This window comes from Mucilaginibacter gossypii (genome assembly GCF_017569325.2).
Lineage (GTDB): Bacteria > Bacteroidota > Bacteroidia > Sphingobacteriales > Sphingobacteriaceae > Mucilaginibacter > Mucilaginibacter gossypii.
In genome coordinates this window covers 874,451-892,572 of the sequence record NZ_CP071878.2, presented here as the reverse complement: position 1 = coordinate 892,572, position 18,122 = coordinate 874,451, and the positions used below count along the sequence as shown (strand labels likewise).

10 protein-coding genes are annotated in these 18,122 nt (G+C 43.0%); 9 read left to right on the top strand and 1 reads right to left on the bottom strand.

Annotated elements, in window-relative coordinates; all coding sequences use genetic code 11:
- Positions 1-244: 244 nt before the first annotated feature.
- On the bottom strand, positions 245-4,315 hold the full coding sequence (locus J3L18_RS03790; RefSeq protein WP_129570701.1) for a hybrid sensor histidine kinase/response regulator transcription factor: 4,071 nt from the start codon (positions 4,313-4,315) through the stop codon (positions 245-247).
- Between the two features lie 317 nt (positions 4,316-4,632).
- Here J3L18_RS03790 and J3L18_RS03785 point away from each other — a divergent pair, with 317 nt between their 5' ends.
- The 9 genes from J3L18_RS03785 (at position 4,633) to J3L18_RS03745 (ending at position 18,083) form a co-directional block, all read left to right on the top strand.
- Positions 4,633-6,525: a 7TM diverse intracellular signaling domain-containing protein gene (locus J3L18_RS03785; RefSeq protein WP_129570702.1), complete on the top strand. Its 1,893-nt coding sequence runs from the start codon at positions 4,633-4,635 to the stop codon at positions 6,523-6,525.
- A gap of 807 nt (positions 6,526-7,332) precedes the next feature.
- A complete protein-coding gene (locus J3L18_RS03780) occupies positions 7,333-10,500 on the top strand; it encodes a SusC/RagA family TonB-linked outer membrane protein (RefSeq protein ID WP_129570703.1) in 3,168 nt (1,055 codons plus the stop codon).
- Between the two features lie 16 nt (positions 10,501-10,516).
- Positions 10,517-12,391, top strand: a complete 1,875-nt coding sequence (locus J3L18_RS03775) for a RagB/SusD family nutrient uptake outer membrane protein (RefSeq protein ID WP_129570704.1) — start codon at positions 10,517-10,519, stop codon at positions 12,389-12,391.
- A 162-nt stretch (positions 12,392-12,553) separates the two neighbouring features.
- Positions 12,554-13,669 (top strand): SPFH domain-containing protein, encoded by a 1,116-nt coding sequence (locus tag J3L18_RS03770; protein WP_129570705.1) that lies wholly within the window; start codon positions 12,554-12,556, stop codon positions 13,667-13,669.
- A gap of 32 nt (positions 13,670-13,701) precedes the next feature.
- Positions 13,702-14,829: a zinc finger domain-containing protein gene (locus tag J3L18_RS03765; protein ID WP_129570706.1), complete on the top strand. Its 1,128-nt coding sequence runs from the start codon at positions 13,702-13,704 to the stop codon at positions 14,827-14,829.
- Positions 14,830-15,069: 240 nt separating this feature from the next.
- Positions 15,070-15,519 (top strand): SRPBCC family protein, encoded by a 450-nt coding sequence (locus tag J3L18_RS03760; protein WP_129570707.1) that lies wholly within the window; start codon positions 15,070-15,072, stop codon positions 15,517-15,519.
- A complete protein-coding gene (locus J3L18_RS03755; protein WP_091163361.1) occupies positions 15,500-15,826 on the top strand; it encodes an ArsR/SmtB family transcription factor in 327 nt (108 codons plus the stop codon). Before J3L18_RS03760 ends, J3L18_RS03755 begins: the two co-directional genes overlap by 20 nt.
- On the top strand, positions 15,823-16,272 hold the full coding sequence (locus J3L18_RS03750) for an SRPBCC family protein (RefSeq protein ID WP_129570708.1): 450 nt from the start codon (positions 15,823-15,825) through the stop codon (positions 16,270-16,272). Before J3L18_RS03755 ends, J3L18_RS03750 begins: the two co-directional genes overlap by 4 nt.
- A 455-nt stretch (positions 16,273-16,727) precedes the next feature.
- Positions 16,728-18,083 (top strand): Gfo/Idh/MocA family protein, encoded by a 1,356-nt coding sequence (locus tag J3L18_RS03745; protein WP_112654170.1) that lies wholly within the window; start codon positions 16,728-16,730, stop codon positions 18,081-18,083.
- Positions 18,084-18,122: the final 39 nt, after the last annotated feature.

Sequence of the window (18,122 nt, the reverse complement as noted above, 5' to 3'; positions counted from 1 at the left end):
TAGTTTATGAATTGCCGGCAATAAAATATTGGCACTGCTTATTGCCTGTCGGTTGGAACGAAATAAGCGTAATTCGGCATTACGAGAGAGGGGTAAAACTATAAATTACCGGGGTCAAAACATACAAAAACAAGCCTTTTTGATGATTTTTGTAGAATACACGAGAAAATAAGTGTCAAATTCACTTTTATTTTATTTCAGCAAGCTTTTCGGAGTGATGGAATGTCATCCTAACAAAGGCGGCCTATTTGGAAGAGCTTTTTTCGAACTCGTTCAGTCGATACGAAATTTGAAAATTGGCGCGGTGCTTTTTGATAAAATCAGACGGGTTGATGCCGTACTGTTTGAAGAATTGTTCGCGAAAATATTTCACATCACTAAAGCCAACCTGGAAAGCGGCTTCGTTGACATTACAATTGGTTTGGATCAATAATTCGGCAGCTTTGCGCAGGCGCACAAACCGAATAAAGTTATTGACCGATTGCCCCGTGATGTTTTTAAGACGTTTAAATAACGTTGCATAACTGATACCAATCTCTTTGGCCAACACATATACATCAAACTGATCGTCGGTAAAGTAATGCTCAATTACCGAAATACAGTTATTCAGAAAGTCTTTGTTTTCCTGGGAGATGCTACGGCCGGTACTTTTCTTGGTAACTTCCTTATAAAAATAGTTTTGGAGCTCGGTTTTATTGCGCAATACACTTTTTACCCGTGCTATCAGCAATTCTTTATCAAATGGTTTGCGTAAAAAATCAATGGCTCCCTCATCTATACTTCTAAGCATAATATCAGGCGTAGTGTCCCCGGTTAATAGGATAACAGGGATATGGTTTATAGCCTGATCTTCCTTAACAATCCGGCACAGGTCAAGTCCGCTAATGCCGTCCATTACAATATCGCTTATAATTACGTCGGGAATATGCTTCTTGATAAGTTCGAGGCCAGTAGTACCGTCCTGCGCCTCGATTACGTTATAGCCCGGCGTAAAAATTTTTTTGATGTATGAACGGATCTGATCATTATCATCAATCACGATAAGCGTATGCCGCGCCGAACTGAAGAGTTCCAATGCCGCCAAGTCCTCATCTTCCGGCATAACATCCTTGTTATCTTCGCCAATAAGGTCATTTACGTAAGTGTAATCTGGCACAACATCGTCAGCAATAACATCCTCCGAAAAATGTGATTTGCCCTTTGGCAACGCAAGCACGAAAGTTGTCCCCCCATCGGGATTATTAGAGTAGCGGATATTACCTTTATGACTTTCTATAAAAACCTTAACCAGGTATAAGCCTATGCCAAAACCCTTGCGGAAATAATTTTTATCCTTTGCCTGGTAAAATTTATCAAACAGCCTGTCGCCCGCTTCGGTATTTATGCCTATACCATTATCAATTACCTTAAAATATACATAAACATCGTCCTGTTCAATTACAACGTTGATCGTCCCCTTATCCGGAGTAAATTTTATTGCGTTTGAAATAAGGTTAAATAAGGCTATTTCTATCTTTTCCAGGTCGCAGTATACTTCAATAGCATCTGCTCCACCTGCGAGGGTATAATTAAGGTGTTTAATTCTGGCTTGCTGAATAAAGCACGAATAAACCTCATTACATAAAGCAACAAAATTTAACCTGCTCACTTTAAGCGACGCATTTTCACTTTCGGTTTTTCTGAAAAGGAGCAAATGATCAACCAACCCCAGCAAACGGCGTGCGTTGCGGTATATCGTGCTCAACTCTTCGGTATTGCCTTTACTTTGATTAAGGAGATCCTTGATGGGGTTAATAATAAGCGTTAACGGAGTCCTGAACTCATGCGATACATTGGTAAAGAAAGTCAGTTTCTTTTCGTTGAGCTCCTTTTCTTTCTCCACCTGCAGGTTGGCCAGCTTTACCTTAAACCTGAGCCTGGCCTGGTTTAATCTGTACCTGTAAAACGCGTAGCCTATAGCAACTATTAATGACAGGTAAACTATATAGGCCCACCAGGTACGATACCAAGGTGGCAAAACAATAATTTTAATGGTAATGGGTGGCGCTGTCCACTGTCCTTCCGTATTGGTAGCCCTGATTTTCAGTGTATAGGAGCCTTCATTGAGACGCGAAAAGTAGGCCGACTTTAGCTTGCCTACATAGTTCCAGCCATGGTCCCAGCCTTCAAGGTAATATGCATAGGAGATCTTTTCGGGAAATGAATATTCAAGCGCTGTATAACTGATGTTCAGCGTTGCCTGGCTAAACGGGATGGCTATATTTTTTAATTCATTTAACGGCAGTTTTGGGCCATATGCACTATCGAGTTCAATTGAAACGTTATTTATTTTAAAATCAGAAAGCATGAGCCGGGGCTGGTGTGCATAAGGAGCGATACTATCGGGCGAAAACAAATTAAACCCTTTGATTCCGCCGAACAACATTTTGCCCGATGCCAGCTTTAAGGCCGCGTTGTAATTAAACTGGTTGCTTTGCAAACCATCAGATGCATTGTAATTGGTGATCTTTTTTGTGATTACATTAAAACAGGAAAGGCCATTATAAGTACTGCACCATAAATTGCCGCTGTTATCAACCAATATATTCAGTACAGTATTGCTCGGTAACCCTGCCGATTCGGTGTATCTTTTATACTGATGGGTGTTGGTATTATATTGAAGCAGCCCTCCGCCTTCAGTACCAATCCATAAATTGCGTTTATTATCTTCGGTAATAGCCCTGATGGCCTGGCCGATAAAATAAACCTGGTGTTTTTTATGCTGAACATCTATTTTGATGAGACGACTATAATTTCCCGCCCACAAATTACCTCTGTGATCTTCAAAAAGCGCGTGGAGATTTACCAGGCTGTTATCAAAAAGTTCAAACTGATCTTTGGCTCGGTTGTACAAAAACAATGCCCCTCCCCAGGTACTGCCTGCCCACAAACGGTGCTGCGAATCTTCATAAAGCTTCCAAAAATTCCGTTCTTCTTTTTTATCTACCGGGTTATAACAGCTATAATGTTTAAACCGTCCGGTTGCATTATCAAACGCATCAATGCCACCATTAAAGGTTGCCACCCAAATCTTATTGGTATAGTCGTTTAAAATACTTACAACAAAATTACTGCTGATAGATCCCGGAATATTTTGGTGTACATAGGCAGTAAACGTATTTGTTTTAGTGTTCCAGTAATTTAACCCGCCGCCGTCAGTGCCAATCCATACATTATGCTGCTTATCTTCGCAAAACGACAGGATAAAATTATTGATAACACTGTTTTTATTAAAAGCATCATGCGCGAACACATGAAATGAGGCCGGTTTACGGTCAATAATGTTCACGCCACCCCGTAAGGTTGCTATCCAGATCCGGGATTCATCATCCTCATAAACAGCATCAACAGCATCGCTCCGTAAGCTGTTAGGTGTTTCGCCTGCATTGATATAGATGAGCGTATTGGTCTCCGGGTTCCAAACTTTAATCCCTCCCCCATTGGTTGCAATCCAGATATCGCCGTTTCTTGTTGTGGTGAGGCTAAAAATATTGTTGTTGGTCACTTTGTTAAGCCCGTTCTCCAGCCTCGTAGTTTTCAAGGTGACGGGATCATACATCCATAATTCATTACCTGCGCCTGCAATAATTTTACCTTTTCCATCAATGGTCATACAACCCGCATATGCCAGTTCTGGTGATACAATTTTTATCTTTTCAGCCGCTGCATCGTACCTGCCAAGCCCAACCCCGTTTACCAGAATCCAGATAGTGCCCTGCTTATCCATCTGGGCAGCAATGGTATTAAACTGTTGTTTTTTGACATCATACAGGATCTCTTTGCCAATGGTATCTGTCTTCCCAAATTTTAGGAAACCGTATGTACCATTGGTAGCGAAAATATTGCCCGACCGGTCGGCAACTATCTCATTGATATTAAACCCTATTTTTATTGGTTGATGCTTTTCGTTATAACAATAAAGTGCATGAAAGCGTGAGTCGGCATAATCAAAATGCATGAGTCCTTTTTCGGTTCCCACGTATATTCGCCCGCCGCTGGCATTAATGGATTTAATGTGATTATTGACGAGCGAGTTTTTATCGCCCCAGATGTTCCGGAAGACTTTAAATGTGTAACCGTCATACCTGTTGAGCCCGTCATAAGTCCCCATCCACATAAAGCCATATTTATCCTGTGTAATACAGGTTACCGCATTGTTTGAAAGACCATCTTCAATACCTAAATACCTAACCGGGAAACCAGGGCCTTTTGCTGAGGCTGCTAAAGAATAGCATAAAAAAGAAATGAGCAAAAAGGCCTTTAATTGCTGAAACATCCGCCGTAATTAATAACTGGTTGTTGCCAAAGGTATCAAAATGTAGCAGGCTTTCATTCGCAAATTTTATCCTATTTTGATACATCGTGAATTACAATACATCAAAAGCGTGTCAGAAAACATAAAGAAAATAGAGCAACCAGCAACGACAAATAATTAACAATTAATTATATTTGGGATATTATAAACCTGTTCTTAATAAACATTATTGTGTATGGCCGTCATCCCAAAAAATGGGAGAATGCAATAACTATGCATTTTAAATTATTGCAAGCTACACTACTTATTGAAAACATTTGATTAAACATTTACCTGCATTGACTAAGTATTTATTTGTTTTTTTTATATGCCTATGGGCACTTACTTCTCGTGCTCAAAATATACTCCGGGTTGATAAAAGTGTTCAGCAACATAAGTTTACCCTTAACGAGGTAAAATACCTGCAGGATAGCACCGGCAAGCTAACTTTCCGGGATATACAGGAAATGAGCTCCTCTTTTAACGAAAACAGCTCATACTATCCCAGCAATCACTATAAAAACTCTGCTTACTGGTTTCGCGTGCGGATGTACTTTAGCGAACCTGTAAACAACAACAGCATTATTGAGCTCTTTGATCAAACAACCGATGAGGTAACGGCTTATATGCCTGATGCGACAGGTAACTATATCAAAAGTGAATCGGGCGCTAGCCTTAATTTCAACAGCAGGCTTTTTCATCATAAAAACTTTGAGTTTCAGATCGGAGATACCAAACCTGGTTATCATACTTATTATTTCAGGATCAAATCGCACAATGCGGTAAATGTTATTATAGTTTACCGTACCATTAATTACTTTATTCATTATGCGCTTAACGAATACTTAACCTACGGCCTGTTTTATGGCATGATCCTTATTTTTTGTTTCCATAACCTACTCATGTTCCTTGCGGTTAAAAAGAAACAATACCTGTACTACGTATTTTACATTTTAAGCGTAGGCCTTTACGAAATGAGTGCCGATGGTATCGCGTTCCAATATTTATGGCCGGGAGCGCCGGCTTTAAATAATTACGGGAACGGCACTGCTCTATATTTTACCAGTATTTGTGCCCTGATATTCAGCAAGGAGTTATTGCAGGTTAAAACAAAAGCTCCGCAATTAAACAGGCTAATCAATTGTGTGATATTGCTGCGCACCACCTATTTTCTGTATTGCCTTATCTTCAACAATTCGCTGTTTGTATATAAGTTTGTTGAAGTGATTCCGCTATCGCTGGCTTTTGCTACCGGTGTGTATATCTATAAAAACGGTTACAAGCCGGCCCGCTTTTTTGTGCTGGCCTACTCCATTTTGTTTGTGGGCTTTATAGTTAAAGCTCTTACCGCTCTTGGTTATACTTACTTTTTACCAGCTCCTATAAGTTACTATAGCCTCAGCTTTTGTTTTATTATTGAGATGGTACTGTTATCATTTGCCATTGGCGACCAGGTAAGGATCCTGCGGAAAGAGAAGGATGCAGCCCATGAAGAAACCATACGGCAAATGCAATTGAACAGCCAGTTGAAGGATTCGATAAATGAGGAATTGGAGCGCCAAGTTGAAATCCGCACGCATGAACTGGTTGAAAAATCAAACGAGGTGAGGCAACAAAGTCAGATCATCGAAAACCAAAACAAAGAATTGTTACGGGCCAACGAGCAGTTGGAAAAGCAGGCTGGTGAAATATTAAGAATGAATATTTTACTTGAAAAAGATAATGTTCAGCTCAAAACAAACATTGAAAAGGTTACCGAATCACGAGCGTTATCTACAGAGTTGGGCTATGAAGAATTCAGCGCAAAGTATCCCGACCAGGAAACCTGTTTTAAATTCCTGTCGGCTTTAAAATGGAAAGATGGCTTTATCTGTACCCGCTGCTCAAATACAACATATTGTGCCGGAAGGTTGCCGCACAGCCGCCGCTGTACCAAATGCAGTTATGAAGAATCAGCGCTGCATAATACCATATTTCAAAACAGCCGCATCCCTATCAATAAGGCTTTTTATCTAACCTATCTTATTTACAGTACTAACGGCACGATATCATCGCACCAGCTTTCCGAAAAGCTCGATATCCGCCAAAGCACCTGCTGGACTTACGCCATCCGCATAAAAAAAGTGTTGCATGAAAAGAAAAAATCACGAAAGAAGAATGATCAGCAAGGCTGGACGGTGTTGGTGATGTGAGGTAAACTTTCTGAATATCGATAGAAGGCACCTACGCGCTAAAACATACTCCATATTTGCTATAAACACGACGCCGTTGTGGCCGACGATGATTTATTCAGCAAAGCTCCTTGTTTTGCCCCTCTGGGCAAAGGATTACCACTGGAACTAGAAGCTGCAAACCTTTTGCACCTCTGGTGCACCACCTGTCAGTACATCTCAATTAATGTTTGTTTATTAGTCACCCAGAGCGGGAAAAGGTTTGTAGAAATATCCTTCCCCACTTGTACGAACCCCAGAGGGGTTCAACCCGCGTTGATCAATCAATTGGCAATAGCCATTTGCTATTAGTTTTGTGCGTTAACCCAAGCTCGCAGAGGATCCTCATAGCGTGAAAACCTCATTTTTATCATTATAAAACAAGTATTAACCATCTCCCCGATCTCCTCCTTTGTCATTTTTTAAATTATTTTCACTTTTTTTTCTTGTTCACAAAGCGTATCAGCTGCAAAAACAAACCGGGTGTAATCTGCTGTAAATACGCCACTTCAACGTTTGAGTTCCTCGTTATCAAAACGTATCAAAATTGATTTAAATATCTTAAAATCAATAACTTACATAAAGTTCACCTATTGCATTATTGGTTTATTCCACGTTAAATTTACCCCACCAAATACCAATTAGTAATACGCTTAACCAACAAATCGCTTATATGAAGTAAAGATTGCACAGCAGTTATTTACCTGCATCGCTATGGTGTAAACCAGGTTTGCCTATAGCCCGTTCCGGCAGCCATGGGCTGCTTAACCAATTAAACAGCAATTAATTATGAAGAAAAAAATTACGCTAATTTTTGTTTTACTTATTACAATACTAACACGCACGTTCGCACAGGACATTACCGTGAAAGGTATTGTTAAAGACAGCCAGGGTCTGCCAATACCTGGCGCTACTGTAAAAAACAAGTCGACAGGTGCGGTAACAGTTACGGATTTAAAAGGCAGCTATTCTATCACAGCCAACAGCAACGCTACACTTGTTTTCAGCTTTGTGGGTTCGGCCACACAAGAGCAGCCGGTTAATGGACGCACAACAATTGATGTAACACTGGCCGATGCCAACAAACAACTGGAAGAAGTTGTAGTTATAGGTTACGGCACACGTGCCGTTAAAGATGTTACCGGTGCCATCAGCAGTGTTAAGGCCGAGAAATTGGAAAATGAACACCCGGCCAGTGCTACAGACATTATCAGGGGTAACATCCCGGGGATATCGGTTGCATTGAATACCTCAGCCAAAGGCGGCGGTACAGGCGACCTGCAGATCAGGGGTAAAGCCTCTCTTTCGGGCAACGTACAGCCTGTTATCGTATTGGATGGTGTTATTTATCCCGGCCAGCTGGCTGATATCAACCCTAACGATATCGACCGCGTTGATGTACTGCGCGACCCAAGCGCACTTGCTGTATACGGTGCTCAATCTGCTGGCGGCGTTGTAGCCATTACCACTAAAAAAGGTAAAAAAGGCGGCACCCAAATCACCCTGAATGCCAACTTTGGTATCGCTCAACTATTGCAAAATCAAAAATATTACACCAGCGACGGCTTTCTTAACTGGCGTGCCGACGGAGCCCGCAGTTCCAATACTTCAAATCCTTATTATTATTACAGCAGCCCCAACAAACTGCCTGATGGTGTAACGCTACAACAGTTCTTAAACGGTGCTACCGGCGATCCAACTACCATCTGGCTGCAGCGTTTAGGCTTATTCCCTAACGAGATTGCCAACTACCAGGCTGGTAAAATGACCGACTGGTCAAAACTGATTTTCCGCAATGGCTTCCGCCAGGATTATACCGGCAGCTTTTCGGGAAGTTCAGAAACCGTTAAATATTATGTATCGGGCAACTACACCAAAAACCAGAACCTGATTCAGGGCGGCCAGTATACCGACGGACGTTTCCGCGTAAACCTGGAAGGTAAGGCAGCTAAGTTTTTAACCCTGGGTGTAAACGCACAGTTTGCAAGCCGTGATGAAGGCGCTGCCAGTACCCCGCTAAGCGGTCAGGGTATTGACGCTACCGAAGCCGACTGGACGCAGATCATTAACTCATCTCCTTATGGAGATGTGTACAATGCCGATGGCTCATTACGCCGTATCGATACTGATGACAGCGGTTTGAACCAGCGTAACCCATTCCTCGGGAACCGCTATAATCAAAACGTAGCGGTTCAAAACACGCTGTTCTCGGTGCTTTTTGCCCGTTTGGATCTTCCTTTCGGTATTAAGTATACGGTGAATTATGCGCCAACCATCGAATCGTACCGGAACTTCTTTTTCCGCCCGGTAGCTAACCCTAATGAACTTTCTGGAGGTACAGCTATACGCTCGCAAGAAAACCGCTACAGGTACAACCTCGATAATATTTTAAGCTGGAACAAAACATTTGGCATCCATAGCTTTGATGCAACCTTCCTGCTTAACAAAGAAAAATACCAAACCTGGTATACCAATGCTTCAAACACACAGTTAACTCCAACCGATATTTTGGGTTACCACAACATAGGCGCCGGTAATTTACCTGTTGAAAGCAGCGATGACCGAATTTATAATGCCGATGCCATCATGGGCAGGATCAACTACACCTTGTTGGGCAGGTACATTGTTACCGCCACTGTACGCCGCGACGGTTTCTCTGCATTTGGCTTGCAGCATCCACGCGAGGTATACCCTTCTGGAGCAATTGCCTGGGTATTCAGCGATGAAAGCTTCATGAAAGGTGACGCATTTAAATGGCTTGACTATGGTAAACTACGTTTCAGCTACGGTGCAAACGGTAACCGTACCTCTACAACCACTGCCGATCCATCTATCTCATTAGCTGTATTGGGCGGTATCAAATATCCAACAGCAAACAACTCTGGTACTGTAACCAACAACAGCGGCATTTATGTAAGTACTTTACAAAATGCGGCTTTAAAATGGGAACGTACCGTAGGGCCTAACATCGGTTTGGATTTCACCATATTGCACAACAGGCTTAGCGGTTCAATAGACGTTTATGACCGTAAAACTACCGACCTGCTGGTTAAACGAAGTATTCTTGATGTTCAGGGCTACAACTCATCGGGCGATTTAGTTGGTGGGGCTAACAACTCCAACCCATACACCAACATCGGCCAGGTTAACAACAAGGGGTTTGAAATTTCATTGGATGGCAAGATCATTAAAAGCGAAAACTTTAACTGGAATGCCAGTGGAACGTTTTTCTTAAACCGCAACAAAATTGTTCACCTGTACGGTGCATTCCCGGTTACTGATGCCAACGGCGTTACCACCAATGTTGAAAAAGATGATATCGGCAACGGCTGGTTCATTGGTCACGATATCAACGCTGTTTGGGATTACAGGATCCTGGGTGTTTGGAAAACCGCAGATGCTACTGAAGCAGCTAAATACGGCGCTAAACCCGGTGATTTTAAACTGCAGGATGTAAACGGCGATTTTAAATTCACCAATGATGATAAGCAATTTCTGGGTTCAACCAATCCACGCTTTAGCTGGTCTTTACGCAATGATTTTAATTTCCTTAAACATTTCGATGTATCATTCCTGCTGGTATCAAGCATTGGTCAGTTAAGGCAATATAACCAGGCTTTAAACAACCCGGGGAGCGTAGGCTTTGCCCGTATGAACTCATATGTATTACCTTATTGGACACCTGATAACGAGATTGATGATTACGCCCGTTTAAACTCAGGCTCATCCGGCACTACCATCAACGTTTGGCGCAAAGCTTCATTTGTGAGGCTTCAAACCGCTTCTATCGGCTATACTTTCAGTCCGCAGCTTATCAAACGCCTGGGCATATCAAGCGCCAAATTATTTGTGAACGCAAGCAATGCAGCTGTGTTTTCAAGCTGGCCGCTTTGGGACCCGCAAAATGGCGGTCCTACTCCAAGATATTTATCAGCCGGGTTTAACGTAGTTTTTTAAAGGAGGGATTTAATACATGAACAAGATAAACAAAAACATCATGGCTGCGGCTTTAACAGCGGCAACCATATTTATAACCGGAGGCTGCACCAAGCGGGCTGATCTGTATCCGCAGGCACCTTCAAAATTTACACCCGACGTAACTTATACCTCACCTGCTGCATTTAAAGCCGCTTTGGCTACATTAAATGTAAGCGTTAGGTTTGAATACTTTGGCGACTCGGCCCCGTTGCTTACCGAATCGATATTTACTGATGCTGCGGTTGAAGGTACTACCGATAAAACCACGCCGGCGCAAGATCTGAACGCGCGTATCACCCCTACCGCCAACTTAAACAGCGACGACTATAACAAGATAGGCCGCTACTGGAGCGCCTGGTACCAGGGGATACATGACTGTAACGTTATTTTATCGAGGCTGGATAACATTAAATGGCCATCGGATGCTGATAAAAATCTGGTTAAGGCTACCGCGCTTTTTCACCGGGCTTACCGTTACTATCGCTTAGTACATGAGTTTGGCGATGTGCCATTGCTGCTAAAAGAAGAAACTGCGGTAAACACCGGCTACTTCAGTACGCAGCGTATCGTTATCCTAAAGCAAATGAAAACAGACCTGGAGTTCGCCGTAGCTAATCTTACCGATGCGAACGCCAAAGGTGATATTTCCAAAGGCGGCGCTGCCCACCTTTTAGCTAAGGTTGACCTTGCCCTTGGTTTATTTGATGACGCCATTGCAGCCGCCAACGTTGCCATCAACGGCCCGTATCACCTCATGACCAATCGTTTTGGTATAGTTGCGGGTGATGCTTCAAAAAACATCATCTGGGACCTTCACCGACCCGAAAACAAGGCTTTGGGAACAAATGCCGAGGCTTTATATGTAGTACTTGACCGTGAAACACTTGACGGAGCAACACCAAACGGATCGCAGGTGATGAGGAACTGCGTGCCGATGTGGCATAACGGTACTATTCTTACCCCCGGAGCGCTGAAACCGGGCATTTCAGATAAAGTAACCGAAGAATTCCCGCTTACTTTATGGTATGGCCGTGGTATCGGTCGTTTACGCGGTACGCCTTATGCTACCAAATACATATGGACAGATAATACCGACTTAAGGCACGCCCCCGGTAACTGGATGAACATGACCGATTTGGTTTACAATAGCCCGGCCATTAAAACCTCCGATCCGGCATGGTATGGTAAGCATCTTGAGCAATATACCGATGCTAACGTTAAGCAACGCTTCCTGAATGGTGCAAAAGATACCATCCGTGCCTGGTTTGGCTGGCCGCATTACAAAGTGTTCATAGGCTCGGGCCCTATTGCGCTTGATAAATGGTGGAGCCCGCCGCGTGGTACCAACACCGACTGGTATGTTTTTCGCTTAGCCGAAACCTACCTGCTGCGTGCCGAAGCCTACGTATGGAAAGGCCAAACCGCACTTGCTATGGATGATATCAACAAAGTAAGGGCACGTGCAAATGCACAGTTGTTAACAGATCCGGGCAAAGTTAATATCGGCACTATACTTGACGAACGCCAAAGAGAACTGTATTGGGAGGAGCCACGTAAAACCGAGCTTACCCGTATCGCTTTCATTTTTGCGCAAACAGGAATTGCCGCTTATAACGGAAAAAGCTATAACATAGCTAATTTTTCAACAAGCAACTTCTTTTACGACAGGATAATGGAGAAGAACGATTTTTACAAAAACCCTAATGTTGTAACCAACTCGGGCAACCACTATACTATTTCACCATATCACGTGCTGTGGCCTGTCCCGCAAAGCGAGATCGACCTGAATGTAAATGGTCACATCAATCAAAGTAAAGGATACGCGGGCGCCGAAACCAATATCCCGCCTCTTGATAAAGTAGTACCATAATTTAGTTGATTTGTAACATTTGAGCCGGGCATTAGTCAATTGATTAGCGTCCGGTTTTTTTATGGAGATTTTAACAGGATAAAAATAATTAGCCGGGCGAACATTTTACATTTCTGATTTTTTCACATATTTAATCATTATTTAAACCTGACATCGAAAAATATGGGCCTGTTCAATATCCTTCGTAACGAATTTATAGATGTAATAGAGTGGGTTGATACCACCCAGAATACGCTTGTATGGAAATTTCCGCGCCATGATAATGCCATAAAGATGGGTGCAAAACTTATTGTTCGCGAATCGCAGGCCGCTGTTTTCATGAACGAGGGACGCATCGCCGATGTATTTACTCCCGGTACTTATGAGTTGCAAACTCAGAACATGCCTTTGTTAACCACCTTAATGAGCTGGAAATATGGCTTTGAAAGCCCGTTTAAGGTTGATATCTTCTTCGTAAGCCTGCGCCAGTTCACAAATCAAAAATGGGGTACCAAAAACCCGGTAATGATCCGCGATGCTGAATTTGGACCGGTGAGGTTGAGGGCATTTGGTTCGTTTAACTTTAAGATTCTGGACCCCAAAGTATTTATTAAGGAAATCGCTGCCACTAATCCCGATTTCATTATTGACGATATCAATGAGCAGTTACGAAACACCGTTGTTTCGCGGGGGATGGATGCCGTAGCCGAATCAAAAATAAACGTGCTTGATCTGGCAGCCAACTACAACGAAATGGGCAAATTCATAACAGAATCTATCCAACCCGATTTCGCTGAGCTTGGTTTAAACCTAACCAAACTATTAGTCGAAAATATCTCCCTGCCACCCGAAGTTGAGCAGGTGCTTGATAAACGCAGCGAAATGGGCATATTAGGCAACCTTGGTGCATACGCGCAATTCCAGGCGGCCAACGCTATTGAAAAATCTGCCGAAAATACCATAGGCGGTAATTTAGGTGCTGCCGGTATGGGCCTTGGTGTTGGCGCTGCGATGATGAGCCAGGTTGGCAATATCTTTCAGCAAAATCAGGTTACTCCCAACAATACCGGTGGCAATGTACCGCCTCCTCCACCCCAGCCCGCTGTTCAGTACCATATTGCGAAAGACGGCAAATCTGACGGTCCGCATTCATTAAACGACATCAATGCGATGATAGCCAGCGGGCAGCTAAGCAGGGAAAGTATGGTTTGGAAAAAAGGCATGGCTGCCTGGGCTGTAGCATCATCTGTTGAGGAAATAGCCGAATTGTTTAGTAACGTCCCTCCACCAATAGCCTAACCTATAATCATTCCTAATTCTATATTTCTGAAATGAACAACGAGGTTAACCCATCGGCTATAAACAACTCTTTAAATTGTTCGGGCTGTGGGGCGTTATTGCACTTTAATCCCGGCACCCATAATTTGCTGTGCGATTATTGCGGTGTAAGCAATGCCATTGAAAGTGCCCCCGATAGCTGCGATATTTTATCTTATGACTACGATGAGTTTATTGCCGAAATCGATGATAATAAACAAAGCGCCGACCTTAAAGTAGTGAACTGTAAAAATTGTGGTTCGCAAACAATTCTTGATCAGTTTGTAACTTCAGATAAATGCCCTTTTTGTACTGCTCCGCTTGTATTAGATTTAGAAAGCGGACAGCAATATGTACCGCCCCATTATATCTTACCATTTGCTGTTACGCAACAACAAGGGGTCGATTTTTTCAAAAAATGGCTTAAAAGCTTGTGGTGGGCGCCAAACGATCTGGCAAAAAAAGTTAGTGATGCCTCATCGGCGCTAAAAGGTGTATATCTTCCTCACTGGACTTATGATACCTACACCATCACCGATTATAGCGGTGAGCGCGGCGATTACTACTACACCACCGAAACGTATACTGAAACTGTAGACGGGAAATCGCAGACCAGAACCAGGCAGGTACGCCATACTGATTGGTCATATGCATCAGGAAGGGTGGAATGTGATTTTCGCGATTTGATGGTACCCGCCAGCAACTCATTGCCCGAAAAAACGCTTACCAAACTCGGCCCATGGAACTTTAATATGCTGGTTAAGTTTGATGAACGTTATATGAGCGGTTTCCGTTCCGAAACTTACCAGTTAGGCCCGGAACAAGGTTTTACTAAAGCGGCCGAACAAACTGTTGGAGCGATAAATTCGGCAATACGGGACGACATAGGCGGAGACGAGCAAAGAATCGACAGCACCGACACCCAATATTTTGATAAAGCTATAAAATACCTGATGTTACCGGTTTGGGTAAGTGCCTATAACTACAATAACAAGATTTATCAATTTACAGTTAATGCCAGCACCGGTGAAGTTATCGGCCAGCGCCCGGTAAGCGTCATTAAGATTATCCTGGCCGTGCTACTTGTAATAGCCTTGATAATAATTGGGTGGATCCTATATCAAAACGCTCATCCCGCGTAGAAAAGCTACCCTAAAACACAAAGTCCCCAATCATTTTACGTAGAGATGCATAATTGCGTCTTCCATAGGGCAAGCTTCCTTTACACAGCGCTTGCCTATCGTAATCTGCATGTGGGAGACGCATGTGATGCGTCTCTACATTTTTAACAAGCTTTTTCGAACATCCCAAATAAAAATAAAAATAAATTTGCGTAACTCACAAGTTACATATACATTTGAGTAACTTAAAAGTTACCTATCATGGCAAAAATTATTCAGCACCAATTATTTTACCCGCACCCACCCGCAGTGGTTTGGGAATTTTTAACCGATCAGGAACTGATATCGCAATGGCTCATGCCCGGCGATCTGAAACCTGTACTGGGTCACGAATTTCAGCTCAAGGCCAAACCTATGCCCGAAATGGATTTCGACGGGATTTTTTATTGCAAGATCCTGGAGGTTATCCCCTTCAAAAAACTTTCTTATTCATGGAAATTCGGCCCGGGCAATGGTGAACTAAGCAACTCGACAGTAAACTGGATGTTAACCGAAAAAGATAATGGCACCGAACTTTTGCTGGTACACCGTGATTTTGCAGACTCTGTAAACCCGTTGATGTTTAGCTCGATGGAAAAAGGCTGGTTGGTGCTTATCAATAAAATGCTGCAGATCATAAACGCAGAAAAAGATGGAACAGCACAGGCTTGATGTATTCCAGGTAATTGCCGATCCGAGCAGGAGGCAGATCCTGCACCTGCTTTCAAAAGACAGCCGTACAATAAACTCATTGGCTGAGAACTTTGATATGAGCAGGCCGGCCGTTTCAAAGCATATCAAAGTACTTTACAATGCCGGTTTTATCTCTATACAAGACATCGGCAGAGAAAGGCATTGTGTGTTGAAGCAAGACGGCTTTAAAGAGCTACAGGCCTGGTTAGCCTACTATGATAAATTCTGGGGCGATAAACTGGACAAACTGGGAGTTTTAATGAACGATAAAATGAACAAAAAATGAAAGATCAGGATTTAACATTAACCATTTCGGTAGATAAAACCCCTAAAGAGGCTTATGATGCCATCAATAATGTTCGCGGATGGTGGTCGGAAGAAGTTAAAGGCGGCACAGAAAAACTCAATGACGAGTTTACCTACAAAGCCAGGGACCTTCACCGCTGTACCTTGAAATTAACAGAAGTTGTTCCCAACCAAAAAGTGGTTTGGCTTGTACTGGACAACTATTTTAGTTTCACCAAAGATCAAACCGAATGGAAAGGCACCAAAGTGATCTTTGAAATTTCCGAACAGGACGACAAAACACAAGTCCGCTTCATCCACCAGGGCCTGGTTCCACCTCATGAATGTTATGAGGTTTGCTCAAACGCCTGGGCCGGTTATATTACGGGAAGTTTGTACAACCTCATTACCACAGGTAAAGGAGAACCTAATCCTAAAGAAAGTTAGTTAACGCAATTAAAGCTAACCAAATAAAACATAATATTCTATTAGTCAATATATTGAAACTAAAATCTAAAAGTTTCGAACAACTTTTAAACCCTCAAGCGCCTTTCATTTTTCATGAAAGGCGCTTGAGGGTTTAATCAATTATTTTATCTCAAACTTTATACTGCTATAAATTTGGGTTGCTTAATCAATTAGCCTAATTAAATATTAACCTGTTACATTTTAAACCAGGACACTATTTTAAGGAAACCTGATCTGCAAAAAACAGTATTATTGTTACATTAACATTTAAAAACACTATTGCTTTTCAATTCTATTCTTCGATATTTGATTTAGCCACGCATAAGCGCCGGCTTTAACCAGTTTACCTTTTAATCAGCAAAAAATACAGGCACCTGCCCCCTGACGTACCCGTATTTTGAAGAAAACAACCTGCAAATAAAACTATTTACTACATGGAAAAATCACGCCGTACCTTTATCAGGCAGGCCTCGTTAGCCGGGGCCGGAATTATGCTTGCCCCCAAAAGTTGGAGCGCACAAAGTTATAAACGTATCATTGGCGCCAATGACCGGGTCAGGGTTGGGGTGGTAGGCTTTTCAGACAGGCACAAAAGTTCGCACGTGCCCAGTTTCATGAACCATTATAAAGAACTCAACTTTGATGTAGTAGCCGTATCTGATATCTGGAACAAGCGGCGTGAGGAAGGCTCTGCCCTCTGGAAAGAAAAAATGCAGCACGATGTAAAAGCTTACCGCAATAATGAAGAATTATATGATAGTAAAAGTGTGGACGCTGTATTCATCAGCACTGCTGATTTCCAGCATGCACGCCATGCTATTGAAGCTGTGAAGGCCGGCTGCGATGCTTATGTAGAAAAACCATTTGCCGAAACCATGGAAGATAACCGGGCTGCCTTAAAAGCAGTAAAGGAATCGGGCAAAATTGTGCAAATTGGATCGCAGCGCAGAAGCGGCGCTAATTATCATGCGGCCAATGAATTTATCAGTTCGGGCAAGTTTGGCCCTATCACCATGGTTGAGCTTACCTGGAATGTGAATCAACCAGGCCGCTGGCGCCGGCCGGAGTTATTAGGACAGCTGAAGGAACAGGATACCGACTGGAAACGTTTTATAATGAACCGGCCTTATGAAGATTTCGACCCGCGTAAATATCTGGAATACCGCCTGTTCTGGCCATATTCGTCAGGACTGCCAGGGCAGTGGATGAGCCATCAGATTGATACTGTACACTGGTTTACCGGCTTAAAACACCCGCGCAGTGTAGTTGCCAACGGCGGCATCTATATGTGGAAAGATGGGCGCCGCAACTGGGATACCATACTTGCCGCTTTTGATTACGGTCCGCTTAATGATCCTTCAACCGGCTTCCAGGTTACGTTTGGCTCACGCATGCACAATGGCGATGAGCATCCGGCCGAAATTTACTATTCAAACGGCGGTGAGCTTAACCTCATCACCAACACAGTATCGCCAAAAGGAGGTCTTACTCAAAAAATGGCCGATGCCATGCATATGAAGGCAAACCTGCTGCCTGAGATTAGCCTGGCTAATACCGAAAAGGTGGTAGCATCAGCCAATACCGGAGGTGATATACTTACTTCAAACCACGTACGCAACTGGATGGAATGCGTACGCAGCCGTAAGCAGCCAAACGCCCCGGTTGAAGCCGGTTACAGCCATTCGATAGCCAATATCATGACCAATGCAGCTGTTCATACCGGCTATAAGGCCACTTTTGATGAAGCTACCCAGGAAGTAATGGCTAATGGAAAAGTTTTTAAATATTAATAGCCGGATAGGTCACAAACATTATTGACATTGGCCGTG

Excerpts from the sequence above, each read along its gene's own strand:
- J3L18_RS03790 (WP_129570701.1), bottom strand. The coding sequence starts at position 4,315 with ATGTTTCAGCAATTAAAGGCCTTTTTGCTCATTTCTTTTTTATGCTAT.
- J3L18_RS03780 (WP_129570703.1), top strand. The coding sequence starts at position 7,333 with ATGAAGAAAAAAATTACGCTAATTTTTGTTTTACTTATTACAATACTA.
- J3L18_RS03775 (WP_129570704.1), top strand. The coding sequence starts at position 10,517 with ATGAACAAGATAAACAAAAACATCATGGCTGCGGCTTTAACAGCGGCA.
- J3L18_RS03770 (WP_129570705.1), top strand. The coding sequence starts at position 12,554 with ATGGGCCTGTTCAATATCCTTCGTAACGAATTTATAGATGTAATAGAG.
- J3L18_RS03765 (WP_129570706.1), top strand. The coding sequence starts at position 13,702 with ATGAACAACGAGGTTAACCCATCGGCTATAAACAACTCTTTAAATTGT.
- J3L18_RS03760 (WP_129570707.1), top strand. The coding sequence starts at position 15,070 with ATGGCAAAAATTATTCAGCACCAATTATTTTACCCGCACCCACCCGCA.
- J3L18_RS03755 (WP_091163361.1), top strand. The coding sequence starts at position 15,500 with ATGGAACAGCACAGGCTTGATGTATTCCAGGTAATTGCCGATCCGAGC.
- J3L18_RS03750 (WP_129570708.1), top strand. The coding sequence starts at position 15,823 with ATGAAAGATCAGGATTTAACATTAACCATTTCGGTAGATAAAACCCCT.
- J3L18_RS03745 (WP_112654170.1), top strand. The coding sequence starts at position 16,728 with ATGGAAAAATCACGCCGTACCTTTATCAGGCAGGCCTCGTTAGCCGGG.